Origin of the sequence: Streptomyces niger (genome assembly GCF_000718305.1) — a bacterium.
Classification (GTDB): domain Bacteria; phylum Actinomycetota; class Actinomycetes; order Streptomycetales; family Streptomycetaceae; genus Streptomyces; species Streptomyces niger.
The window spans coordinates 1-24366 of the sequence record NZ_JOFQ01000011.1 but is presented as its reverse complement, the minus strand read 5'-3'; the positions used below and the strand labels follow the sequence as shown (position 1 = coordinate 24366).

The 24366-nt window shown below is 72.2% G+C and carries 21 protein-coding genes; 14 read left to right on the top strand and 7 right to left on the bottom strand.

What is annotated here, in order from left to right; genetic code table 11:
* Positions 1-16: 16 nt before the first annotated feature.
* Positions 17-1930, top strand: a complete 1914-nt coding sequence (locus IF20_RS21185; protein WP_407702532.1) for an AMP-dependent synthetase/ligase — start codon at positions 17-19, stop codon at positions 1928-1930.
* 63 nt (positions 1931-1993) lie between these two features.
* Here IF20_RS21185 and IF20_RS21180 read toward each other — a convergent pair whose 3' ends face one another.
* Positions 1994-2581 carry a response regulator gene (locus tag IF20_RS21180; protein WP_052866850.1) on the bottom strand — a complete coding sequence of 196 codons (588 nt, stop codon included), beginning with the start codon at positions 2579-2581 and terminating at the stop codon, positions 1994-1996.
* A 26-nt stretch (positions 2582-2607) separates the two neighbouring features.
* Positions 2608-6651: a HAMP domain-containing protein gene (locus IF20_RS21175; RefSeq protein WP_407702543.1), complete on the bottom strand. Its 4044-nt coding sequence runs from the start codon at positions 6649-6651 to the stop codon at positions 2608-2610.
* Positions 6652-6850: 199 nt separating this feature from the next.
* Between IF20_RS21175 and IF20_RS21170 the strand changes: the two genes are divergently transcribed.
* The 3 genes from IF20_RS21170 to IF20_RS21160 all read left to right on the top strand — a co-directional run bounded on the left by IF20_RS21170 (position 6851) and on the right by IF20_RS21160 (position 10829).
* Positions 6851-8854, top strand: coding sequence for a SpoIIE family protein phosphatase (locus IF20_RS21170; RefSeq protein WP_110944399.1), 2004 nt, complete (start codon positions 6851-6853; stop codon positions 8852-8854).
* 47 nt (positions 8855-8901) lie between these two features.
* Positions 8902-10134, top strand: coding sequence for a radical SAM family heme chaperone HemW (gene hemW, locus IF20_RS21165; RefSeq protein ID WP_052866849.1), 1233 nt, complete (start codon positions 8902-8904; stop codon positions 10132-10134).
* Between the two features lie 104 nt (positions 10135-10238).
* Complete coding sequence (locus IF20_RS21160) at positions 10239-10829, top strand: Uma2 family endonuclease (RefSeq protein WP_052866848.1); 591 nt, start codon at positions 10239-10241, stop codon at positions 10827-10829.
* Here IF20_RS21160 and IF20_RS21155 read toward each other — a convergent pair.
* Complete coding sequence (locus IF20_RS21155) at positions 10807-11643, bottom strand: DUF3097 domain-containing protein (RefSeq protein ID WP_052866847.1); 837 nt, start codon at positions 11641-11643, stop codon at positions 10807-10809. The genes IF20_RS21160 and IF20_RS21155 overlap by 23 nt on opposite strands.
* Positions 11644-11682: 39 nt before the next feature.
* Positions 11683-12417 carry an MBL fold metallo-hydrolase gene (locus tag IF20_RS21150; protein ID WP_052866846.1) on the bottom strand — a complete coding sequence of 245 codons (735 nt, stop codon included), beginning with the start codon at positions 12415-12417 and terminating at the stop codon, positions 11683-11685.
* A gap of 271 nt (positions 12418-12688) precedes the next feature.
* Between IF20_RS21150 and hrcA the strand changes: the two genes are divergently transcribed.
* From hrcA to IF20_RS21130, 4 genes are all read left to right on the top strand, one after another.
* Entirely contained in the window at positions 12689-13705 is a 1017-nt protein-coding gene (gene hrcA, locus IF20_RS21145; RefSeq protein WP_052867139.1) for a heat-inducible transcriptional repressor HrcA, read from the top strand.
* The gene (gene dnaJ, locus IF20_RS21140; protein ID WP_052866845.1) at positions 13706-14842 is read left to right on the top strand and encodes a molecular chaperone DnaJ; all 1137 of its coding nucleotides are present in this window, start codon (positions 13706-13708) and stop codon (positions 14840-14842) included.
* A gap of 246 nt (positions 14843-15088) precedes the next feature.
* A complete protein-coding gene (locus tag IF20_RS21135; RefSeq protein WP_052866844.1) occupies positions 15089-16210 on the top strand; it encodes a nitronate monooxygenase in 1122 nt (373 codons plus the stop codon).
* The gene (locus IF20_RS21130; protein WP_052866843.1) at positions 16207-16950 is read left to right on the top strand and encodes a 16S rRNA (uracil(1498)-N(3))-methyltransferase; all 744 of its coding nucleotides are present in this window, start codon (positions 16207-16209) and stop codon (positions 16948-16950) included. The genes IF20_RS21135 and IF20_RS21130 overlap by 4 nt, the downstream gene beginning before the upstream one ends.
* 62 nt (positions 16951-17012) lie before the next feature.
* Here IF20_RS21130 and IF20_RS21125 read toward each other — a convergent pair whose 3' ends face one another.
* Complete coding sequence (locus tag IF20_RS21125; protein WP_052866842.1) at positions 17013-17441, bottom strand: OsmC family protein; 429 nt, start codon at positions 17439-17441, stop codon at positions 17013-17015.
* Positions 17442-17703: 262 nt separating this feature from the next.
* Between IF20_RS21125 and IF20_RS21120 the strand changes: the two genes are divergently transcribed.
* From IF20_RS21120 to IF20_RS21110, 3 genes are all read left to right on the top strand, one after another.
* Positions 17704-18519 carry a hypothetical protein gene (locus IF20_RS21120; protein WP_052866841.1) on the top strand — a complete coding sequence of 272 codons (816 nt, stop codon included), beginning with the start codon at positions 17704-17706 and terminating at the stop codon, positions 18517-18519.
* 67 nt (positions 18520-18586) lie between these two features.
* Entirely contained in the window at positions 18587-18946 is a 360-nt protein-coding gene (locus IF20_RS21115) for a histidine triad nucleotide-binding protein (RefSeq protein WP_052866840.1), read from the top strand.
* 24 nt (positions 18947-18970) lie between these two features.
* The gene (locus tag IF20_RS21110; protein WP_052866839.1) at positions 18971-19954 is read left to right on the top strand and encodes a ribonuclease Z; all 984 of its coding nucleotides are present in this window, start codon (positions 18971-18973) and stop codon (positions 19952-19954) included.
* Here the strand turns inward: IF20_RS21110 and IF20_RS21105 are convergent.
* Together IF20_RS21105 and IF20_RS21100 are read right to left on the bottom strand one after the other, a co-directional pair.
* A complete protein-coding gene (locus IF20_RS21105; protein WP_052866838.1) occupies positions 19942-20718 on the bottom strand; it encodes an HAD family acid phosphatase in 777 nt (258 codons plus the stop codon). The two genes, IF20_RS21110 and IF20_RS21105, sit on opposite strands and share 13 nt — an antisense overlap.
* 146 nt (positions 20719-20864) lie before the next feature.
* Positions 20865-21671 carry an IclR family transcriptional regulator gene (locus IF20_RS21100; protein ID WP_052866837.1) on the bottom strand — a complete coding sequence of 269 codons (807 nt, stop codon included), beginning with the start codon at positions 21669-21671 and terminating at the stop codon, positions 20865-20867.
* A 152-nt stretch (positions 21672-21823) separates the two neighbouring features.
* Between IF20_RS21100 and IF20_RS21095 the strand changes: the two genes are divergently transcribed.
* The 3 genes from IF20_RS21095 to IF20_RS38010 form a co-directional block, all read left to right on the top strand.
* A complete protein-coding gene (locus IF20_RS21095; protein WP_052866836.1) occupies positions 21824-22759 on the top strand; it encodes a 5-dehydro-4-deoxyglucarate dehydratase in 936 nt (311 codons plus the stop codon).
* On the top strand, positions 22756-24057 hold the full coding sequence (locus tag IF20_RS21090) for a glucarate dehydratase family protein (protein WP_052866835.1): 1302 nt from the start codon (positions 22756-22758) through the stop codon (positions 24055-24057). The genes IF20_RS21095 and IF20_RS21090 overlap by 4 nt, the downstream gene beginning before the upstream one ends.
* 144 nt (positions 24058-24201) lie before the next feature.
* The coding region (locus IF20_RS38010) for an alcohol dehydrogenase catalytic domain-containing protein (RefSeq protein ID WP_199896696.1) at positions 24202-24366 on the top strand (165 nt) is incomplete at its 3' end.

Genomic DNA, 24366 nt, shown 5'->3' with positions numbered 1-24366 from the left:
TCGCGAGTCACCAGCAATGAAGCGGGCCCCGGAGGAACACGTGACGGACAGCCAGTCGTTGATCGAGAACCGGCCACCTTCCGTGGCGACGCTCTTCCTGGAGCGGGTCGCGGCCACCCCCGAGGGCGAGGCCTACCGGTATCCCGTGCCCCCTGCCTCAGGCCAGGGGCCGGACGACTGGAAGTCGCTCACCTGGGCCGAGGCCGCACAGCGCGTGTACGCCACCGCCGCCGGCCTCATCGAGCTGGGCGTGGGCCCCGAGGAGCGGGTCGCGCTGGCCTCCAGTACGCGGGTGGAGTGGATCCTCGCCGACCTCGGCGTGCTCTGCTCGGGCGCGGCCACCACGACCGTGTACCCCAGCACCAACGCCGACGAGACGGCGTACATCCTCGCCGACTCCGGCAGCCGGATCATGATCGCCGAGGACGCCGCGCAGCTGGCCAAGGCCCGTGAGTGCCGCGCCGACCTGCCGGACCTCGCGCACGTCATCGTCATCGACGAGGCGGCGGCCGTACCGGCCGAGGGCGACCCCGAGGGCTGGGTGCTCTCGCTCGCCGAGCTGGAGAAGCGCGGCGCCGCCTACCTGGAGAAGAACCCCAGCTGCGTGAAGGAGCGGGTCGCCGCGCTCCGCGCCGACCAGCTGGCCACGCTGATCTACACCTCCGGTACGACGGGCCGTCCCAAGGGCGTCCGGCTGCCGCACGACTGCTGGTCGTACATGGCCCGCGCGATCCAGGCGACCGGCCTGGTCAACGAGGAGGACGTGCAGTACCTCTGGCTGCCGCTGGCGCACGTCTTCGGCAAGGTCCTCACCGCGGGCCAGATCGCCCAGGGGCACGTCATCGCCGTGGACGGCCGGGTCGACAAGATCATCGAGAACCTGCCGGTCGTCCGGCCGACCTACATGGCCGCCGTGCCGCGGATCTTCGAGAAGGTCTACAACGGCGTGGCCGCCAAGGCCCGCGAGGGCGGCGGCGCCAAGTACAAGATCTTCCAGTGGGCGGCCGGCGTCGCCCGCGAGTACGCCAAGGTCTCGCAGGACAACTTCCGGCGCACCGGCAACGCCTCGGTGCCGTTCGGGCTCGCCGCCAAGCACCAGGTCGCCGACAAGCTGGTGTACGCCAAGCTGCGCGAGGCGTTCGGCGGGCGGCTGCGCGCCGCGGTCTCCGGCTCGGCGGCGCTCGCGCCCGAGATCGGCTACTTCTTCGCCGGCGCCGGCATCCACATCCTGGAGGGCTACGGCCTGACCGAGTCCAGCGCGGCCAGCTTCGTGAACCCCGGCGAGGCGTACCGCACCGGCACGGTCGGCAAGCCGCTGCCCGGTACCGAGGTGCGGATCGCCGAGGACGGCGAGATCCTGCTGCGCGGCCCCGGCATCATGCAGGGCTACCACGGGCTGCCGGAGAAGACGGCCGAGGTGCTGGAGTCCGACGGCTGGTTCCACACCGGCGACATCGGCGAGCTGTCTGCCGACGGCTACCTGCGGATCACCGACCGCAAGAAGGACCTGATCAAGACCTCCGGCGGCAAGTACATCGCGCCCGCCGAGGTCGAGGGCCAGTTCAAGGCGGTCTGCCCGTTCGTCTCCAACGTCCTCGTGCACGGCGCCAACCGGAACTTCTGCACGGCGCTCATCGCCCTGGACGAGCCGACCATCCTCACCTGGGCCAAGGAGCACGGCCTCGCGGGCAAGGACTACGCCGCCGTGGTCGCCACCGAGCAGGTCCGCGAGCTGATCGACGGATACGTCGAGCGGGTCAACGAAGGGCTGCAGCGCTGGCAGCAGATCCGCAAGTTCCGCATCCTGCCGCGCGACCTGGACATCGAGCACGGCGAGGTCACGCCCAGCCTCAAGGTCAAGCGCCCGGTCGTCGAGCGGACCTTCAAGGACCTGCTGGACGACATGTACGCGGGGACCCGCGAGTCCTGAGCCGCGCCGCGCGCCGGGGGCCGGGGGCCGCCCGTACGGTGGCGGGCCCCGGCGCGGCCGGCGTCACGGGCGTCCGTGGCGCAGCGCCCGTACCGTTTCCTCCAGTGCGGCCATCCGTGCGTGCAGCTCGCCGGCCTCCAGCTGGTCGCTGGTGGCCAGCGCCTCCTCCATGGCGGCGATACGGTCCGCCAGCTCCTCCATGCGGTCCCGGTCCTGCTGGCGCAGCCTGCGCAGCTGGCGGCTCTTCTGGTGCAGTTCGAGGAACACCTTCACCTTGGCGCGGAGCACCCAGGGGTCGAAGGGTTTGGTGAGGTAGTCGGCCGCTCCGGTGGAATAGCCGCGGAAGGCGAAGCCGGAGTCGGCGTCCGTCCCGGTCAGGAAGATGATCGGGATGTGCTTGGCCTGGTCGAGCCGCTTGATGTTGGTGGCGGTCTCGAAGCCGTCCATGCCGGGCATCAAGATGTCCAGCAGGACCACCGCGAAATCTTGCCTGAGCAGTGCTTTCATCGCTTCCTCGCCGGACCGCGCGCGGACAAGCGGTTCACCGAGTGAGCGCAGCACGGCTTCCAGCGCGGCGAGGTTCTCTTCCATGTCGTCGACGAGGAGGATCCCCGCCCGGTCGTCGCTGTGGGTGCTGGTGACGTGGGTCATGACTGGCCTTCTGAACTGGTGTGCTCCTACGGACTTAGGTCTTCTTCGCCCCTGCCGGCCGCTTCCTTCGGAGCCGTTTCGTCTTCCCGGCCCGCGGGTGGCCCGGCGTCGGAGGACGGCGCGGGCGCGCGGTACTTGGAGAGCAGATCGACCGCGACGTTCAGCAGCCGGTCCACGTCGAGGGGCTTGGGGAGATAGTCGTTGGCGCCTGTCTCCAGGGACTTCTCGCGGTCGCCCGGCATCGCCTTGGCCGTGAGGACGACGACCGGGAGATCGGCGTACCGGGGCGTGCGCCGGATGGCGCGGATCGTTTCGTACCCGTCCATTTCCGGCATCATGATGTCCATCAGCACGAAGTCGATGCCGGGGTTCTTGCCGAGCATCTCGATCGCCTCGCGGCCGTGCTCGGCGTAGATCACGCGCATGCCGACCCGGCTGAGGACGTTCGTCAGCGCGAAGGCGTTGCGGATGTCGTCGTCGACGACCAGCGCCTGCGCGCCCGACAGCAGCTCGCCGGTGGCGCCCTTGGCCCACTGCTCCACATTGGAGACGGCGGGCCAGGAGCCCTCCTCCGGGGACCCGCCGGGCGTGGGGACCAGCGGCTGGGGGAGCTCCGGCGGCGCGTCGGCGACCGCTTCCTCGGCGGGGGCGGGGGCGGGCGGCTGCTCGACGGCCTCCGCGGTGCCCCGGCACCTGATGGGGATGCGGAAGACGAAGGTGGAACCGGCGCCGGGCTCACTCGCGGCCGTGAGGACGCCACCCAGCAGGCCCGCTATCTCCCTGCTGATGGACAGCCCGAGGCCCGTGCCGCCGTACTTCCGGTTGGTCGTGCCGTCCGCCTGCTGGAACGCTTCGAAGATGACCGGCAGCTTCTCGGCCGCGATGCCGATGCCGGTGTCGGTGACCGTGAAGGTGACGGTCTCGTCGGCCGCCACGTCCACCCGCAGATCGATCTTGCCCTTGGGGGTGAACTTCAGGGCGTTGGAGAGGAGGTTCCGCAGCACCTGCTTGATCCGCTTCTCGTCGCTGTAGAGCTCCTTGGGCACGGCTTCGGTCACCGAGACCTCGAAGGCCAGGCCGCGGTCCAGGGTGAGCGGGCGGAACGTGTCGTGGACGTAGTTGAGCAGTTTGATCAGCGGGACCCGGGCAGGGAAGACGTCCATCCGGCCGGCCTCGATCTTGGAGAGGTCGAGGATGTCGTTGATCAGCTGGAGCAGTTCGGAGCCGGAGCGGTGGATCATCGCCGCGCTCTCCACCTCGTGCCGGCTGAGGTGGCCGTGCTCGTTGTCGATGAGCATCTGGGCGAGGATCAGCAGCGAGTTCAGCGGATTGCGCAGCTCGTGCGACATGTTCGCGAGGAACTCCGTCTTGTACCGCGAGGAGCTGGCCAGCAGCGCGGCCTTCTCCTCCAGCGCGGCGTTGGAGCGCTGCAGCTCGGCCTGGCGGCGCTGCAGCTCGCCCGTGCGCTCCTGGAGCTGCCGGGCCAGCCGCTGGGACTCGCTGAGCAGCGATTCCGTACGGGAGTTGGCGACGATGGTGTTGATCGCGACGCCGATGGTGTTCACGAACTGGTCGAAGAAGGCGAGGTGGACGTCGGAGAAGCGGGAGAAGGACGCCAGCTCGATCACACCGAGGGTCTGGTCCTCGAAGAGCACGGGGATGATCACGACGGTGGTCGGGGCCGCCTCGCCGAGCCCGGAGTCGACCTTGATGTAGTCGGCGGGCACCTCCTCCACCAGGATGCGCTTCTTCTCGATGGCCGCCTGACGCACCAGGCCGTGGCCGTGCGAGCCCGGGGTGTCGATGCTGGCGTCGTGCGCCGAGCCGTACCCCGCGATGAAGTCCAGGCGCAGCTCGTCGGTCTCCGAGCTGGCCAGGAAGAACGCGCCGTACTGCGCGTTCACCAGCGGCGTCAGCTCGCGCAGGATCAGGTCGGCGACCTCCACCAGGTCGCGGTGGCCCTGCATCAGGCCGGCGAGCCGGGCGAGGTTGGCGTCCAGCCAGTCCTTGGCGCGGGTGGTCTCGCGGAGGTTGGAGACCATCATGTTGATGTTGTTCTTGAGCTCGTCGACCTCGCCGCGGGCCTCGACCGTGACGTTGCGCGTCATGTCCCCGGAGGCCACCGCGCTGGTCACCTCGGCGATCGCGCGTACCTGGGTGGTGAGGTTCAGCGCCAGTTCGTTGACGCTGGTGGTGAGGGACTTCCACGTGCCGTAGACGCCCTCGACCCGGGCCTGGCCGCCGAGCTGGCCCTCGCTGCCCACCTCGCGGGCCACCCGCGTCACCTCGGAGGCGAACGAGGACAGCGTGTCCACCATGGTGTTGAGCGTGGTCTTCAACTCCAGGATCTCGCCGCGCGCATCCACGTCGATCTTCTGCGACAGATCACCCTGCGCCACGGCGGTCGCCACGAGGGCGATGTTGCGTACCTGAGTGGTGAGGTTGGAGGCCATGAAGTTGACGTTGTCGGTGAGGTCCTTCCAGACCCCGGACGCGCCGCGGACCTGCGCCCGGCCGCCGAGATTGCCCTCCGTGCCGACCTCGCGGGCCACCCGCGTCACCTCGTCGGCGAAGGCGCGCAGCTGGTCGACCATGCCGTTGACGGTCTCCTTCACCTCCAGGATCTCGCCACGCGCGTCCACCGAGATCTTCTTCGACAGGTCGCCGTCCGCGACCGCGGTGGTGACCTGGGCGATGTTGCGTACCTGGGAGGTGAGATTGGAGGCCATGAAGTTGACGTTGTCGGTGAGGTCGTTCCAGACCCCGGACGCGCCGCGGACCTGCGCCTGACCGCCGAGGTTGCCCTCCGTGCCGACCTCGCGGGCCACCCGGGTGACCTCGTCGGCGAAGGCGGAGAGCTGGTCGACCATCGTGTTGATCGTCGTCTTCAGCTCCAGGATCTCGCCCTTGGCCTCCACCGTGATCTTTTTGCCGAGGTCGCCCTCCTTCACCGCCGTCGCCACAAGGGCGATGTTGCGGACCTGGGTGGTGAGGTTGTCCGCCATGAAGTTGACGCTGTCGGTGAGGTCCTTCCACATCCCCGACACCCCGCGCACCTGCGCCCGGCCGCCGAGCCGCCCGTCCGTACCGACCTCCCTGGCCACCCGGGTGACCTCGTCGGCGAACGCGGAGAGCTGGTCGACCATCGCGTTCACGGTCTCCTTGAGCTCCAGGATCTCGCCGCGCGCGTCGACCGTGATCTTCTGGCTGAGGTCACCGTTGGCCACCGCCGTGGTCACCTGGGCGATGTTGCGTACCTGGGAGGTGAGGTTGGAGGCCATGAAGTTGACGTTGTCGGTCAGGTCCTTCCAGACCCCGGAGACCCCGGGCACCTGCGCCCGGCCGCCGAGCCGCCCCTCGGTACCGACCTCCCTGGCCACCCGGGTGACCTCGTCGGCGAACGCGGAGAGCTGGTCCACCATCGTGTTGACCGTCAGCTTCAGCTCCAGCAGCTCGCCGGTCGCCTCGACCGTCACCTGACGCGTCAGATCACCGCGCGCCACCGCCGTCGTCACCGCCGCGATGTCCCGGACCTGCGCGGTCAGCCGCGCGGCCATCGTGTTGACCGCCTCCGTGACGTCCCGCCAGCTCCCGGACAGCCCGCCGACCTTGGCCCGGCCGCCCAGCCGCCCTTCGTTGCCCGACTCCCGGGCCACCCGCGTGACCTCACCGGTGAACAGCGAGAGCTGATCGACCATGGAGTTCACCGCGCGGCCCAGCTGGCAGCGGTCGCCGCGCAGCCTGCGATGGCCGTCGTGCAGCTCCACGCGCTGCGTCAGATCACCGCCCGCCACGGCGTTCAGCACTTTCGTCGCCTGGGCGGCGGGGAAGACCAGGGCGTCGATGATGTCGTTGGTCGCGAGCACGGAGGTGACCCACGTGCCCTGACCGGGGCTGGCCGCCATCCGCTCGTCCAGCCGTCCCTGCCGGATCAGGTCCGAGCGGAGCCGTACCAGTTCGTCGGAGTGATGCTGCGTACGGATGACGATGTCGTTGAACGCCCCGTGCAGATCGGCGAGGACGCCGTCGTGCGCCACGGAGAGCCGGGCACGGAAATTTCCTGAGGACATCGAGAGGAGTGCGGAGAGCAGCGGCTTGAGGTCGGCTGCGCGCACCCAGTCGGTGCCTGCCTCCTGCGGAACGCGGGGCACTGCGGAATCCACCGACATAACGACCCACTTCAGTAACTCGGTGCGAATGGGTGAGCTCAGTCTGTCACCCTGGCGATGGCGCAATCGGCGCTATTGCGGAACTGCTCGGGAGTGCTCAATGGGGACGACAACTCCGTCGGAAACCGACGTGGTGCGCAGGCGGACCGGGGCGCGGCCCGACGCCCTGCCCGTCCGGGAGCGCACCGGGCCCGCGGGCGACACGGCGGGTGGTCGACAACGCGCCGACGGCGCGTCCGCGGACGAGGGCTCCCGTACCGTCGGGCTGCCCGGCTCACCCATCGCGGCGCGCGCCGCCCGGCAGTTCGTCCGTACGACGCTGACCGACTGGACCACCCGCGAGCTGCCCGGCGCGCAGTACCTCACCGAACGCCTCGCCGACGAGGCCGAGCTGCTCGTGAGCGAGCTGGTCACCAACGCCGTCGTGCACGCCGGGACCGCCGTCGAGCTGCTCTGCCGGGTGGACGAGGACGGCCCGCACACCGCCGTGGTCGTCGAGGTCTCCGACCACCACCCGGCCCGCCCCGTGCGCGGCCGGCACGACGCCGTCACCGCCGAGGGCGCGGGGCGCGGACTGCAGCTGGTCGGCGCGCTGGCCGACGCCTGGGGCATCACCTACCGGCGCACGCTGAAGACCGTGTGGTTCCGGGTGACGGCGGACTCACCGGAGACGGTGTACGAACCGCCGGTGGAGGTCTTCGACGCGGACCGGGCGGGGCCGGGCGGGCAGGCCACCGTCCTGATGTCGCCCGGGCCGCAGCGGGCCGCGCTGCGCCGCTGCGAGGTCGAGCGGCTCAACCACGGCGCGCTGTCCTTCCTCGCCGAGGCCTCCGACCTGCTCAGCGGGCAGCTGGACGCGGACCAGGTGGCCGCGCTGGTCGCGCAGCTGATCGTGCCGCGGATGGCCGACTGGTGCGCGGTGTGGCTGGACGACGGCGGGGACGCCGGCGTGCCCCGCCTGGCCCGCGTCTGGCACGCCACGGAGAGCCGCATCGACGGCCTGCGCGAGCTGCTGGTGAAGGACCCGCCGGTGCTGACCGGCCGGGGCGCCGACGGCCAGAGCACCGGCGCCGGGCCCTGGCCGTGGCCCGGCGAGCCCAGCGGCTTCGGCTCCGGCGGCGCGGCCCTGGCCTGCCCGCTGGTCTCGGGCGTCCGCCGGCACGGCACGCTGCTGATCGGCCGGGCCGGCCTCGTGCGCTTCCCCGACGAGGTGGTCTCGCTGATCGAGGACCTGGCGGGCCGGGTGGCCCGGGCCATCGCCACCGCCGACGCCTACAGCCGCCAGGAGCGCATCAGCCGGGTGCTGCAGCGCAGGCTGCTGCCGGGCCGGCGCGCCGACGTGCCGGGCGTCGCCTCGGCCGTCGTGTACGAACCGCGCGAGGGCGCCTGGGCCGGCGGCGACTTCTGGGACCTCTTCCAGGCGGGCCCGGGCCGCTGGTGCTTCATGCTCGGCGACGTCTGCGGCAGCGGCCCGGAGGCGGCCGCCGTCACCGGCCTGGCCCGCCCGGTGCTGCGGCTGCTGGCCCGCGAGGGGTACGGCGTCGGCGAGGTGCTGGACCGGCTGAACCGCACGGTCGCGATGGAGGCCGCCGACTCCGTCGCCGCGGTGGCCGCCGCGGTGGTCGAGGCCGGCTCCGAGACGGAGTCGCAGCCCGGCTACCGGGAGGAGAGCGAGCAGGCACGCTTCCTCTCCCTCCTCTACGGCGAGATCGTGCCGCACGAGGGCGGTGGCGGCGGCGCCCGCTGCACGATCGCCAGCGCCGGTCACCCCCTGCCGCTGGTCCTCGGCACGGACGGCACGGTCCGCGCGGTCGCCGGGCCGCAGATGCTGCTCGGCGTCCTGGAGGACACGGCGTACGAGAGCGAGTCCTTCGATCTCGCGCCAGGGGAGACGCTGCTGTGCGTCACCGACGGCGTGACCGAGCGCCGCGCGGGCGGGCTGCTCTTCGACGACGAGGACGGCCTCGTGCGGGCCCTCGCGGAGTGCGCGGGGCTGGGCGCGGACGGCGTCGCCGAGCACCTCAGGAGCCGGGTGCACGCCTTCGCGCCGACCCCGCCCGACGACGACCTGGCACTGCTGGTCCTCCAGGCGGTACGGCCGTAGCCCCCGCGGCGGAAGGCGGCACTCCCCGAGTACCGGACAATGGATCCATGCCTTCTGCACTCCCCGACGGTGAGCCCCTGCCCGAGGACGGGGCGCTGCCCGCCTCCGCCCTGGCCGGAGCGGGCGAGCGGCCCCTCGGGTTCTATCTGCACGTGCCGTACTGCGCGACCCGCTGCGGCTACTGCGACTTCAACACCTACACCGCGAACGAACTGCGCGGCTCCGGCGGCGCCCTCGCCTCCCGCGAGAACTACGCGGACACGCTGATCGAGGAGATCCGCCGGGCCCGCAAGGTCCTCGGCGCTGACCCCCGCCGGGTCGAGACGGTCTTCGTCGGCGGCGGCACGCCCACCCTCCTCCCGGCCGCCGACCTCTCCCGCATGCTCGCCGCCATCCGCGACGAATTCGGCTTCACGCCGGACGCGGAGATCACCACCGAGGCGAACCCGGAGTCCGTCGACCCGCGCTACCTCGCCGAGCTCCGCGCCGGCGGCTTCAACCGGATCTCCTTCGGCATGCAGAGTGCCCGGCAGCACGTCCTGAAGATCCTCGACCGCACGCACACCCCGGGCCGCCCCGAAGCCTGCGTGGCCGAGGCCCGCGCCGCCGGCTTCGACCACGTCAACCTCGACCTGATCTACGGCACGCCCGGCGAGTCCGACGACGACTGGCGGGCCTCCCTGGACGCGGCGGTCGGCGCCGGCCCCGACCACGTGTCCGCGTACGCGCTCATCGTCGAGGAGGGCACCCAGCTCGCCCGCCGCATCCGCCGCGGCGAGGTCCCGATGACGGACGACGACGAGCACGCCGACCGCTACCTCATCGCCGAGGAGACCCTGACCGCCGCGGGCTTCAGCTGGTACGAGGTCTCCAACTGGGCCACGTCCGAGCCGGCCCGCTGCCGCCACAACGAGCTGTACTGGACCGGCGCCGACTGGTGGGGCGCGGGCCCCGGCGCGCACAGCCACGTCGGCGGCGTCCGCTGGTGGAACGTGAAGCACCCGGGTGCGTACGCGCAGGCCCTCGCGGAGGGCCGCACACCCGGCGCCGGCCGCGAGGTCCTCGCCGCCGAGGACCGCCGCGTCGAGCGCATCCTCCTGGAACTGCGGCTGGCGGCGGGCTGCCCCTTGGAGCTGCTGCGCCCGGCGGGCCTCGCGGCGGCGGAGAAGGCCCTCTCCGACGGCCTCCTGGACCCCGGCCCGTACGAGGCCGGACGTGCCGTGCTGACACTGCGGGGGCGGCTGCTGGCGGACGCGGTGGTGCGGGATCTGGTGGACTGATCACTCGCGGGAGTGAATCGTGTGCTTTCCCTGCGGACGGGCCTACGCTGGTGCCTAGGTTGCTGTCGTATCTGGACGATGGCGTGCAGCGGAGGACCACGGAGATGACAGCTGTGGAGGACCGGCCGATCACTCACCCCCTCGTCGCGTTCTTCGAGGAACTTGAGGTTCCCGAGGGATTCAAGGCGGAGCTCCTGCGGGGGGAAATTGTGATGATGGCCGGGCCGGATCTGGTGCACAACCGGATCGTGCTGAGGGTTCTGCGGCAGATCCCGGAGCAGAGGTGGGACTGCCTCCAGACACAGGACATCGACCTGCTGAGCGAGACCAGTGAGCCGCAGCCGGACCTCGTCGTGCTGGATCGCGACGCCGGGCCGGAATCGGGCCGACTGCTGCCGGCCGGGGTGGTCACGATGCTGGTCGAGGTCGTCTCCAAGAGCAGTGTCGAACGCGACTACGGTGTCAAGCGTTCGATCTACGCCGCAGGCAAGATTCCTGCTTACCTGATCGTCGACCCGATCATGGGCCAGTGCGTCCTGCTCACCGAGCCGACCGGCAGTGGCGAGGACGCCGACTACACGGTGCAGCGCATCACCAAGTTCGGCGACCCCGTGCCGCTGGACCTGCTCGGCGTCGAGTTGGACACCAGCAAGTTCCAGCGGCTCCCCGGCGTCAGGCCCCACTCCCGGCCGTAACAAAGTCGATCAGCTCCTCCACCCGTCCCAGCAGCGCCGGCTCCAGGTCCTTGTACGACCGCACCGAGCCGAGGATGCGCAGCCACGCGGCCCCCGTGTTCTCCGGCCAGCCGAGCGCCCGGCAGACGCCCGTCTTCCAGTCCTGGCCGCGCGGGACCGACGGCCAGGCCGGGATACCGACGGACGCCGGCTTCACGGCCTCCCAGATGTCGATGTACGGATGGCCGACGACGAGGACGTTCGCGTCCGTGACCGAGGCCGCGATGCGGGACTCCTTCGAACCCGGTACCAGGTGGTCCACGAGGACGCCGAGGCGGGCGTCCGGCCCCGGGGAGAAGGACCGGACGATCGAGGGAAGATCGTCGACGCCCTCCAGGTACTCCACCACCACGCCCTCGATGCGCAGGTCGTCCCCCCACACCCGCTCCACCAGCTCCGCGTCGTGGCGGCCCTCGACGTAGATGCGGCCGGCGCGGGCGACCCGGGCGCGGGCGCCGGGGACGGCGAGGGAGCCGGAGGCGGTGCGCTGCGGACCCTGGGGGCGTGCGGGTGCGGCAGAGGGGCGTACGAGCGTGACGACCTTGCCCTCCAGGAGGAAGCCGCGGGGCGTCATCGGGAAGACCCGGTGTTTGCCGAAGCGGTCCTCCAGGGTGACCGTCGGGCCCTCGGCGGTCTTCTCGCAGCGGATGACGGCCCCGCAGAAGCCGGTCGTGACCTCTTCGACGACGAGATCGGGCTCGGCGGGCACCTCGGGCGCGGGACGCTGCTTCTTCCACGGCGGGGTCAGGTCGGGCCCGTACTGTCTGCTGCGCATTCGACAGACGATATGCGGGGCGGGCGTCCCCCGGGCGGGCTAGTGGGGCGACACGCCGAAGCGGCGGGCCAGCTCGTCGCGCTGGGCGCGGACGAAGCGGGCATCCACGACGGCGCCGTGCCCCGGGACGTACCGCGCGTCCTCGCCGCCGAGGGACAGCAGCCGGTCCAGCGCCGCCGGCCAGCAGGCGGGCAGCGCATCGGGCCCGGCCTGCGGTTCACCCGACTCCTCGACCAGGTCACCACAGAAGACGACCTCCGGCTCGTCCGGCCCGCACCGCACGCAGACCGCCAGGTCGTGCGCGGTGTGCCCGGGCCCGATGTTCGCCAGCAGGACGCGGCGGTCGCCCAGGTCGAGGGTGCGCTCCCCGCAGACCGCGTGGTCGGGGACCACCAGGGTGTCCACGGCCACCGCCGTCGCCTCCGGGTCGGCCCCGTTCCGTACCGCGTCGCCGGCCAGCGCCTCCGGCTCGCGCCGCAGCAGCTCGCCCAGCCCGGTCGCCCCGAAAACCGTCACGCCCGCGAACGCCGCGGTGCCCAGCACATGATCGAAATGCGGATGCGTGAGGACGATGTGGGTCACCTCACGGCCCAGGACGTCGCGCACCTGACGGCGCAGCTCGGCGCCCTCGCGCAGCCCGGACCCGGTGTCGATCAGGAGGACGCCGGTGGTGCCGGCCACTACTCCCACGGTGGCGTCCCAGCCCGGCAGCCGGCGTCGCGCGACCCCGTCCGCAAGCCGCTCCCACCCTGCCTCTTCCCAAGTCGTGCGCATACCGCGACGCTAGCCCGTATACCGGGAAATCGCCCGCGGTCGCCCGGCTGACCTGGGCCGATCCCGGGGACACGGACCGGCCTCGGCGCGATACGGTGGCCCGCCGGGCGGCGAGCCGTGTCGCCCGGCCTTGCCCCGGCCGTGCTACCCGGCCGTACACTGGACGGGGTTTGGCACTCGGACAGGGCGAGTGCCAGGGGTGGCCACCGGGCCGCCCCGGACGGACGGCCGTGAACGGCTCGGCAAGAGCGTGGGACTGGAGGTGTGCGCGATGCTCAGCGAACGCAGACTCGAAGTGCTGCGTGCCATCGTCCAGGACTACGTCGGCACCGAGGAGCCGGTCGGCTCCAAGGCGCTCACGGAGCGCCACCAGCTCGGCGTCTCGCCGGCCACCGTCCGCAACGACATGGCCGCGCTGGAGGAGGAGGGCTTCATCGCCCAGCCCCACACCAGCGCCGGCCGCATCCCCACCGACAAGGGCTACCGCCTCTTCGTCGACAAGCTGGCGGCCGTCAAGCCGCTCTCCGGCCCCGAGCGCCGGGCGATCCACAGCTTCCTCGACAGCGCGGTGGACCTCGACGACGTCGTGGCCCGTACGGTGCGGCTGCTCGCGCAGCTGACCCGGCAGGTCGCGGTGGTGCAGTACCCCTCGCTGACCCGGTCCACCGTCCGGCACGTGGAACTGCTCTCGCTGGCCCCGGCCCGGCTGATGCTCGTCCTGATCACCGACACGGGGCGGGTCGAGCAGCGCATGATCGACTGCCCCGCGCCGTTCGGCGAAACGTCTCTGGCGGACCTGCGGGCGCGGCTCAACAGCCGTGTCGTGGGGCGCCGGTTCACCGACGTGCCGCAACTGGTGCAGGACCTTCCCGAGTCCTTCGAGACGGAGGACCGGGGCACGGTCTCGACAGTGCTGTCGGTGTTGCTGGAGACTCTGGTGGAGGAGACCGAGGAGCGGCTGATGATCGGCGGAACCGCCAATCTCACGCGCTTCGGTCATGATTTCCCGCTGACGATCCGGCCGGTGCTGGAAGCACTTGAGGAGCAGGTCGTGCTTCTCAAGCTGCTGGGAGAGGCCAAGGATTCGAGCATGACCGTGCGTATCGGGCATGAGAACGCTCACGAAGGCCTCACTTCCACATCGGTCGTCGCCGTCGGCTACGGTTCGGGCGACGAGGCAGTCGCCAAACTCGGCGTGGTCGGACCGACCCGCATGGACTACCCCGGAACGATGGGAGCGGTACGCGCAGTGGCACGTTACGTCGGACAGATCCTGGCGGAGTCGTAAGTGGCCACGGACTACTACGCGGTCCTCGGCGTCAGCCGCGACGCCTCGCAGGACCAGATCAAGAAGGCTTTCCGGCGGCTGGCGCGCGAGCTGCACCCGGACGTGAACCCGGATCCCAAGACCCAGGAGCGGTTCAAGGAGATCAACGCCGCTTACGAGGTGCTGTCGGACCCGCAGAAGAAGCAGGTCTACGACCTCGGCGGCGACCCGATGTCCCAGGGCGGCGGCGCCGGCGGGGCCGGCGGCTTCGGCGCGGGCTTCGGCAACTTCTCCGACATCATGGACGCGTTCTTCGGCACGGCGTCGCAGCGCGGGCCGCGCTCGCGCACCCGCCGCGGCCAGGACGCCATGATCCGGCTGGACGTGGAGCTGCACGAGGCCGCGTTCGGTACGACCAAGGACATTCAGGTCGACACCGCCGTGGTGTGCACGACCTGCTCCGGCGAGGGCGCCGCGCCCGGCACCTCCGCGCAGACCTGTGACATGTGTCGCGGGCGCGGTGAGGTCTCGCAGGTCACCCGGTCCTTCCTGGGCCAGGTCATGACCTCGCGGCCCTGCCCGCAGTGCCAGGGCTTCGGCACGGTCGTGCCGACCCCGTGCCCCGAGTGCGCGGGCGACGGCCGCATCCGGTCCCGCCGCACGCTCACGGTCAAGATCCCGGCCGGCGTGGACAACGGCACCCGCATCCAGCTCGCGGGCGAGGGCGAGGTCGGCCCCGGCGGCGGTCCGGCCGGTGACCTGTACGTGGAGATCCACGAGGTCGCGCACCCGGTGTTCCAGCGGCGCGGCGACGACCTGCACTGTACGGTCACGATCCCGATGACCGCGGCGGCGTTGGGTACGAAGTGCCCGCTGGAGACGCTGGACGGCGTACGCGACGTCGACATCCGGCCCGGCACCCAGTCCGGCCAGTCCATCCCGCTGCACGGCTGCGGCATCACGCACCTGCGGGGCGGCGGCCGCGGCGACCTGGTCGTCCACGTCGAGGTCCAGACCCCGACCAAGCTCGACCCGGAGCAGGAGGAACTGCTCTCGCGCCTCGCCAAGCTCCGCGGCGAAGAACGCCCCACGGGCCAGTTCCAGCCGGGCCAGCAGGGCCTGTTCTCGCGCCTGAAGGATGCGTTCAACGGGCGGTAGGCGGCTTGTCGGGGGTCCGGGGGTTGTTCCCCCGGGCAGGCACGGTCAGCCGGGCCAGCAGGGCCTGTTCTCGCGCCTGAAGGACGCGTTCAACGGGCGGTAGTCGGTGTGCCGGTGGTCCGGGGTTGTTCCCCGGGTGAGCACGGCAACGGGCGCCGGGCGGCTTGCCGGGGCGCCGGAAGGACACAGTCGCGGCACGGCCGCCCCGATTCGGGGGGCGGCCGTGACGCGTGACACGATGTGGGCATGCCCACCGCGCTGACCGAGCTGAGCGCTCACCCGATCGTGCAAGCTCCCATGGCCGGCGGCGCCTCGTGTCCCGAGCTGGCCGCCGCCGTCGGCGCGGCCGGCGGCCTGGGTTTCCTCGCCGCCGGGTACAAGACCGCCGACGGCATGCGCCAGGAGATCGAGCGGCTGCGCGGCATGACCGGCCGGCCCTTCGGCGTGAACCTCTTCATGCCGCAGCCGGCGCTCGCCGAGGACGCGGCCGTCGACGCCTACCGCGAGCGGCTCGCGGGCGAAGCCGACCGGTACGGGACCACGCTCGGCGACCCGCGTGGCGCCACCGACGACGACTACGAAGCCAAGCTCGCCCTCCTCCGCGAGGACCCGGTACCGGTCGTCTCCTTCACCTTCGGCTGCCCCACCGCCGAGACCGTGGACTCCCTGACCCGCGTGGGCACCTGCACCGTCGTGACCGTCACCACGGCCGCCGAGGCGCGGGACGCGCAGGAGGCCGGCGCCGACGCCGTGTGCGTCCAGGGCACGGAGGCGGGCGGCCACCAGGGCACCCACCGCGACGACCCGCAGCGCGACGGCAACGGCGCGGGCGTCGGCCTGCTCACGCTGATCGCCGAGGTCCGCGAGGCCGTGCGGCTGCCCGTCATCGCCGCCGGCGGCCTGATGCGCGGCGCGCAGATCGCCGCCGTACTGGCGGCCGGCGCGGTGGCCGCGCAGCTCGGTACCGCCTTCCTGGCCTGTCCCGAGTCCGGCGCCCACCCGCTGCACAAGCAGGCGCTGACCGACCCGCTGTACGCGCGCACGGAGCTGACCCGGGCGTTCTCCGGACGCCCGGCCCGCGGGCTGGCCAACCGTTTCCTGCGGGAGCACGGTCCGTACGCCCCGGCCGCCTACCCGGCCCTGCACCACCTCACCTCGCCGGTTCGCAAGGCCGCGGCGCAGGCCGGCGACCCGCAGGCCATGAGCCTGTGGGCGGGCCAGGGCCACCGGCTGGCCCGGCAGCTGCCCGCCGCCGAGCTGGTGGCGGTGCTGGCGGCCGAACTGGCCGCGGCCCGCGCCCCATCGGCCCCCGCCCCTTCGACCCCTGCCGGCACCGCCGGACCCGGACCCTTCGGGAGTGCTTCGTGACCGCCCCGGTCTTCCTCGTCGACTCGCTGGCCGGTGCCGCGCCGGGCGCGGCCCTCACCCTGGACGGCCCCGAGGGGCGGCACGCGGTCTCCGTGCGGCGGCTGCGCGTCGGTGAGGAGATCGTGCTGACGGACGGCGCGGGCACGGGCGCGTACGGGACGGTCGCCGCCGTCGAGGGCAAGGACCGGCTGGACGTCGCCGTGACGGACGTACGGACCGAGCAGGCACCGCGGCCGCGCCTCACGGTCGTACAGGCGCTGCCCAAGGGCGACCGCGGCGAACTGGCCGTGGAGACCATGACCGAGACCGGCGTGGACGCGATCGTGCCGTGGCAGGCCTCGCGCTGTGTGACGCAGTGGAAGGGCGAGCGGGGCACCAAGTCGCTCACGAAGTGGCGCAACACCGCCCGGGAGGCCGGGAAGCAGGCCAGGCGCCTGACGTTCCCGGAGGTCGCCGCGGCGGCGTCCACGAAGGACGTGGCGGAGCTGCTGCGCGGTGCCGCCCTCGCCGCCGTGCTCCACGAGGAGGGCAGCGAGCCGCTGGCCCGGGTCGAACTCCCCGCGGACGGCGACATCGTGCTCGTCGTCGGGCCCGAGGGCGGCGTGTCGCCCGAGGAGCTGGAGCTGTTCGCGGCGGCCGGCGCGAAGCCGTACCGGCTGGGCGCGAGCGTGCTGCGCACCTCCACCGCCGGCACGGCCGCCACGGCGCTCCTGCTGGGCCGCACGGGCCGCTGGGACTGACCGCAGCGGAGCCCTTACGATCCCGGGGCTCGGACCAGCCGGCCCCGGGTGTCAGATCGGTCTCAGATCAGGGTGGCGCTGAGCGTGATGTTCTTGACGCCCGCCAGGGCCTGGCTGACCGGGCAGTTCTTCTTGGCGTCCTCGGCGGCCGCCTGGAAGTCGTCCTCGGACAGGCCGGGGACCTTGGCTTGCACGGTCAGCGCGATGGCGGTGATGCCCTCGCCCGGCTGGAAGGTGACGTCGGCTCGGGTGTCGACGCTCTCGACGGTGTAGCCCTTGCCGGCCAGGCCGTGCGAGAAGGCCATGGAGTAGCAGGAGGAGTGGGCCGCCGCGATCAGCTCCTCGGGGCTGGTCGTGCCGTTCGGCTGCTCGGCGCGGGCCGGCCAGTTCACGTCGTACGTACCGATGTTGGAGGAGGCGAGGGCGACCTGGCCCTTGCCCTCCATGAGGTTGCCTTCCCAGTGGGTGTTGGCCGTGCGCGTCGTTGCCATGAGGGTCGCTCCCGTAGGTGACGGAACCTGGTTGTCCGCGGCCAGGGTAGTGATGATCGGCGTGGCCGGGGGCGTGGCGCGCGGAGTTGGCCGGAGCGGGCCTGTCGGGCCGCGCGGCGGCGATGGCACGCTGCGGGGCATGACGGGACGCGTGCGGGGCCGTTGGTTACGGGCGTTTGCAGCGGCGGGTGCCGCCGGTGCGGTGGCCGCCGGGACAGCGGCGTGTGAGCCCACGGGGTACTCCAACACATCGGCGATTGCGGTGACGACGGACCGGCAGGGGACCCGGGCGCTGGAGTGGGAGAGCGTCCAGGTGCGCTGGCTGAGCTGTACGGCGTCGGCGCCGAACGGCGGCGAGCCGGCGCCCAGGGGCACGGCCGGTGCCACCCCCGTGACGACGGGTGGCCAGGCCCGGGTCAACTGTCAGGGCCAGAGCGTCAGCGGGGAGCGGATCACCATCACCGGCTATGTGACCAGGGAGGTCTACGGCCGGTGCGTGGAGGGCAGTGACCTGGTCGCGCGGGTCGGGGACCGGGTGGTCTTCCGTACGAACACCATCGGCAACTGCAACGCCCCGACCGCCGGCGGCACCGCGAGCCCCAACGCCGGCTCGTCCTCCCGCCCCGCCCGCGACGACAACAGTGGGGGCGGCGGCCAGGACGACAACAGCGGTGGCGGAGGCCAGAACAACAACAGCGGCGGCGGGGGCGGCAGCGACGACAGCGGTGGCGGCAGCGACAACGGGGACGACAACGGGAACGGCAACGGCGGGGGCGGCGGCCAGAACAGCGACGATCACCACGACGACGGCTGGAACGGCGACGAGCACGGCGACGACTGCCCCGACGGCGACCACCACGGCGACCAGGGCGACGACGACCAGGACAACGGGCACGACGACGGCAAGTGGCACGAGGACGACCGGTGGCAGAACGGCAAGGAGGGCAAAGAAGATAAGGAGAGCAAGGACGGCAAGGACGGCAAGGACGGTAAGGACACCGAGGACGACCAGGACGACCAAGGCGACCAGGGCGACGGCGCCAAGGCACGGGCCGACGTGCGGGCGGCACGCTGGTGACGGTGGTCGGGTCCTCGATCGGTACGATGCGGATCGTACGAGCCGACGACCCGTGAGGAGCGCACCGGTGGCGGGAGAACCGCAGGCCGACTGCCTGTTCTGCAAGATCGTGGCGGGCGACGTGCCCGCGACGATCGTCCGAGAGACCAAGACGACCGTCGCCTTCCGCGACATCAACCCCCAGGCGCCGACCCACGTCCTGGTGATCCCCAAGGTGCACCACCCGGACGCCGCGTCGCTGGCCGCCGCCGAGCCGCAGATCGCCGCCGACGTACTGCGCGAGGCGGGCGAGGTCGCGGCCGAGGAGAAGATCGACGGCACCGGCTTCCGCATCGTCTTCAACACCGGCTCCGGCGCCGGCCAGACCGTGTTCCACGCGCACGCCCACGTGCTCGGCGGCCGCGGCCTCAACTGGCCCCCCGGATAACGGCCGACGGAGCGGATCAGCACCTTGTCCGTACGCGAACTGGTCGTCCTCGGCACCGCCAGCCAGGTGCCCACCCGGCACCGCAACCACAACGGCTACCTGCTGCGCTGGGACGGTGTGGGCCTGCTCTTCGACCCCGGCGAAGGGACGCAGCGCCAGATGCTGCGGGCCGGGGTCGCCGCGCACGATCTGAACCGGCTGTGCGTCACGCACTTCCACGGCGACCACAGCCTGGGGCTGGCCGGGGTGATCCAGCGGATCAACCTGGACCGGGTGCCGCATCCGGTCACCGCGCACTACCCCGCGAGCGGGGCGCGCTTCTTCGAGCGGCTGCGTTATTCGACGGCGTACCGGGAAACCGTGCGGCTGCGCCAGGAGCCGGTGTCCGGGGACGGCGGCACGCTCGCCGAGACGCCGGCCTTCACGCTCACCGCGCGCCGCCTCTCGCACCCGGTCGAGTCGTACGGCTACCGCCTCCAGGAGCCGGACGGGCGGCGGATGCTGCCCGAGCGGCTGGCCGCGCACGGTATCGCGGGCCCCGAGGTGGGCCGGCTGAACCGGGAGGGCTCGGTCGTCCGCGCCGACGGCCGCACGGTCACCCTGGAGGAGGTCAGCGAGGTACGGCCGGGGCAGTCGTTCGCGTTCGTGATGGACACCCGGCTGTGCGCCGGCGCGCACGAGCTGGCGGCGGGCTGCGACATGCTCGTCATCGAGTCCACGTTCCTGGCCGGCGACCGGCAGCTGGCCGAGGAGCACGGCCATCTGACGGCGGGCCAGGCGGCCATGGTCGCGCGTAACGCGGGCGTCCGGCACCTGGTGCTCACGCACTTCTCACAGCGGTACGGGGACCCGACGGAGTTCGAGCGCGAGGCCCGCGGAGCCGGTTACGACGGCGAACTGACCGTCGCCCGGGACCTCATGCGGGTGTCGCTGCCCAAGCGTCGCCCCGGCCCGGACGGCGGCCCCGCCGCGGGTTCCGCCGCCCCGGCCCCGGGTCAGGGCAGGTAGTACATCGGGTTCGGCAGCTTGAAGGTGCGGTCGGCGTAACCGCCCTTCAGGTCCGAGTGCTGGTCGCCGAAGTTGGCCACGATGTCGTAGCCCTGGGACTCGATGTGCTTGCGGGTGCCGGACTTGTACTCGATCGTCGAGCAGCCGGCGCCGCAGGGCAGGTAGGCCGGCGGGTTCTGCTTGTCCTTGAGGTAGACGTGGCCGCGGTCCAGCGGCACGTCGTAGCCGACGTTCTTGAGGTTGCGGACGCTCCAGTCGCGCTGGGCCTCCTTGCGGCCGGTGACGAAGAAGACCTCGTAGCCCTTGGCGCGGGCGTGGTTCACCAGCGCGTCCATCCCGAAGACCGGGTCCATGTCGTGGCTCTTGAGGTACGCGTCCTGGGCCTTCTCGTCGAAGGCGAAGCCGATCTCCAGCTCGAAGTTGTAGGTCAGCAGGGTGGTGTCGTCCATGTCGAGGACGATGGCGGGCTTGGCCGAGTCGTGGTGGTGGCGCGCGACGCCGTCCAGGTACCGCTGGGCCTTCGCCTCGATGGAGCGGACCTGGCGGGCGTAGTTGCTCTTGGGGGAGGCGTAGTGCTCCCCGTCGGCGGTCACGGTGTCGCCGTAGTACGCCTTGATCCGGTCCTGCACCTGGGTGAGGTTCGGGATCTCCTTGTCCGAGTGCGGGACGGAGTGCTCGGCGGTGGCCTGGCCGACGCCGAACGCCGTGGTGGCGGCGACGGCCGCGGCCGCGGCGAGGGCGCCCAGGCGCGCGCGGAAACGCATGTACTTCTCCTGCGGGGTGCGGCGGAAAGGGGGACCCCGGTAGATCTAGCAGGCGTTGCTTCTGCGTATCTACGCGCGGAGATTAAATGCTTGGCAAAGCATGGCGAGGGCGGATGCGGGGGGTGGGTGCGGGGGAGGGGGAGCGGTCAGCGCCACTCAGGGGTGCCCGCGCCCGGCGCGCCCGGCGCGGCGGCCTCGATCTTCGTGCGCGCCTCGGTCATGACGGCGACGATCCGCCGCTCGTGCTCCGCGCTGAGCCGGACGACCGGGACGGAGGCGCTGATCGCGTCGGTCGCGGGGGAGTCGTACGGGGCGTACCGCAGCGCGAAGCCGAAGCCGGCGATGCCCGCCACGCCCTCCTCGCGCTCGATCGCGTAGCCGCGGGCGCGGGTCCGGGCCAGATCGGCCACCAGGGCCGTCCGGTCGGTGAGCGTCCGCTCCGTCAGCGGCTCCAACGGGCCGGCTGGCAGCGGCAGTTCGTCGTCCCGGCGCTCGGCGAGCAGTGACTTGCCCAGCGCGCTCGCGTGGGCCGGCAGCCGCCGCCCCACCCGGCTGATCGTTCGCAGGTACGCGTGGGATTCGCGGGTGGCGAGGTAGACCACGTCCGGGCCGTCCAGCCGGGCCAGGTGCACGGTCTCGCCCAGCGCCTCGGACGCCTCGTCCAGGTACGGGCGCGCGGCCCGTACCCGGGGGTCGGTGTCGAGGTAGCTGGTGCCTGCCAGCAGGGCGTGGATGCCGATGCCGTACAGCGAGCCGGTGGTGTCGGTGCGCACCCAGCCGCGGTCGATGAGGGTCTGCAGCAGCGCGTACATGCTGCTGCGCGGCACGCCCAGCTCCTCGGCCAGCTCGCGCAGCCGGGCCGGGCGGTCGCCGCGGGCCGCGAGCGCCTCCAGCAGCTCGACGGTGCGGGCCGCCGACTTCACCTCGCGGACCCCGCCGCCCCTCTCCGACATGGGCCGATGGTAGCCGCGGCGGCCGGCGAGGGCTCCGCACGGGTGCGCCGGCGAGGGCTCCGCAGGGGTGCGGGGCCTATTGACGGCGGTGGTGCGCATCTCTAGCCTCCATTCTCATCCGTGGACGCCATCTACATATGGAGACAGTCCTCATGTCGGACCCGACGGTCACCGAACGGCTGCGCACGGGCATGGCCCGCGGCGTGCTGTCCTTCCCGCTCACCTCCTTCACCGACGACGGCGCGCTGGACCTGCCCGCCTACCGCGACTACCTCGCCGGCCGGCTCGCGGCCGGGCCCGGCGCGCTCTTCCCGGCCTGCGGCACCGGCGAGTTCTTCTCCCTGGACGAGACCGAGTACGGCCAGGTGATCGGCGCCGCGGTGGCGGCGGCGGGCGGTCGGCTCCCGGTCGTCGCGGGCGTCGGCTACGGCTGGCCGCAGGCCGTCCGGTTCGCCCGTATCGCCGAGGAGGCCGGGGCCGACGCCGCGCTGCTCATGCCGCACTACCTCGTCAAGGCCCCGCAGGACGGCCTGGTCGCCCAGGTGCGCGAGGTCGCCGCCCGCACCCGGCTGCCGCTGATCGCCTACCAGCGCGACCACGTCGCCTTCACCGCGGCCACCGTCCGCCGGATCGCCGAGATCCCCGGCGTCATCGGCCTCAAGGACGGCCACAGCGACCTGGACCGGCTGCAGCGCCTCAAGCTCGCCGCACCCGACGGCTTCCTCTTCTTCAACGGCGCCGCCACCGCCGAACTCCAGGCCCGCCAGTACGCGAGCCTGGGCGTCACCGCGTACTCCTCCGCCGTGCACGCCTTCGCGCCCGAGATCTCCCGCGCCTTCTTCACGGCGCTCGGCGAGCGCGACGACGCCACCGTCGAGAAGCTGCTGGCCGGTTTCTACATCCCCTTTGTAGAGCTGCGGGACCGGGTGCCCGGGTACGCCGTGTCGCTCGTCAAGGCCGCGGCCCGGCTGCGCGGCCTGCCCGTCGGCCCCGTACGCGCCCCGCTCACCGACCCCTCGCCCGCCGACCTCGCCGACCTCGCCGCGCTCCTGGAGCGCGGCCTCGACCTGGTAGGAGCCACCCGATGACCCGTACGGAACTCACCATCGGCGAAGTGCGGCTCACCCCGATCCTGGTCGCCGACCCGCCGCTGCTGAACACCCAGGGCGTGCACCAGCCCTACACCCCCCGGCTGATCGTCGAGGTGGTCACCGAGGGCGGCGTCACCGGTCTCGGCGAGACCTACGGCGACACCAAGTACCTCGACCTCGCCCGCCCGCTGGCCGACGCGCTCACCGGCCGCTCGGTCACGGACCTGAACGCGCTGTCCCTGCTGGCCGCCGAGGTCTGCGGCGACTCGCCGGCGGCGACCGCCGCCGACGCGGTGGACGTCGGCGGCCTGCGCGGCGTCCAGACCGCCGACAAGCTGCGCCTCTCCGTCCTCTCCGGCTTCGAGGTCGCCTGCCTGGACGCGTGGGGCAAGGCCGCCGGGCTGCCCGTGCACGCCCTGCTCGGCGGCAAGGTCCGCGACCGCGTCGACTACAGCGCCTACCTCTTCTACCGCTGGGCCGAGCACCCCGGCGGCCGCGGCGAGGCCGACGACTGGGGCGCCGCCGTCGACCCGGCGGGCGTCGTCGCACAGGCCCGCAAGCTCGCCGACACCTACGGCTTCGGCTCCTTCAAGCTCAAGGGCGGAGTCTTCGAGCCGAAGGAGGAGATCGCCGCCGTCCGGGCGCTCGCCGAGGAGTTCCCCGGCCGGCCGCTCCGCCTCGACCCCAACGGCGCCTGGTCCGTGGAGACCTCCCTCATGGTCGCCGAGGAACTGCGGGACGTCCTCGAATACCTGGAGGACCCGGCCGGCACCACCGACCGGATGGCGCAGGTCGCCGCCCGTACGGACATCCCGCTCGCCACCAACATGTGCGTGACGACCTTCGACGAGATAGCCGAGGCGTTCACCCGCGGCGCCGTCCAGGTCGTCCTCTCCGACCACCACTACTGGGGCGGCCTGCGCAACACCCGTGAACTGGCGGCCATCTGCCGCACCTTCGGCGTCGGCGTCTCCATGCACTCCAACACCCACCTCGGCATCAGCCTCGCCGCCATGACCCACGTCGCGGCCACCGTGCCCAACCTCCACCACGCCTGCGACAGCCACTACCCCTGGCAGACCGAGGACATCCTCACCGAGCGCCTCACCTTCGAGAACGGCGCCGTCGCGGTCACCGACACCCCGGGGCTGGGCGTCGAGCTGGACCGCGACCGCCTCGCCGCGCTGCACCGGCGCTGGCTCGACGACGACGGCAGCCACCGCGACCGGGACGACGCGGCGGCCATGCGGCTCGCCGACCCGGAGTGGACGACGCCGGCCGTGCCCCGCTGGTAGCCCCGGCCCCCGCGGGGGCCTGAGCGCGGGCGACCGTTTTCGGCCGGGTACACGTTCTCGTCCAGGGGCGAGGCCTCTGGGCGGGAATGCGCCGGGCGCGTACGGTATGGGTCCCGCACGTGATCGTCGAAAGGGGCTGCTCCCATGGCGCAGGAAGTACGCGGAGTCATCGCATCGGGGAAGGGTGAGCCGGTGCGGGTGGAGACGATCGTGGTGCCGGATCCGGGTCCGGGTGAGGCCGTGGTGCGGGTGCAGGCGTGCGGGGTGTGTCATACGGACCTGCATTACAAGCAGGGTGGTATCAGTGAT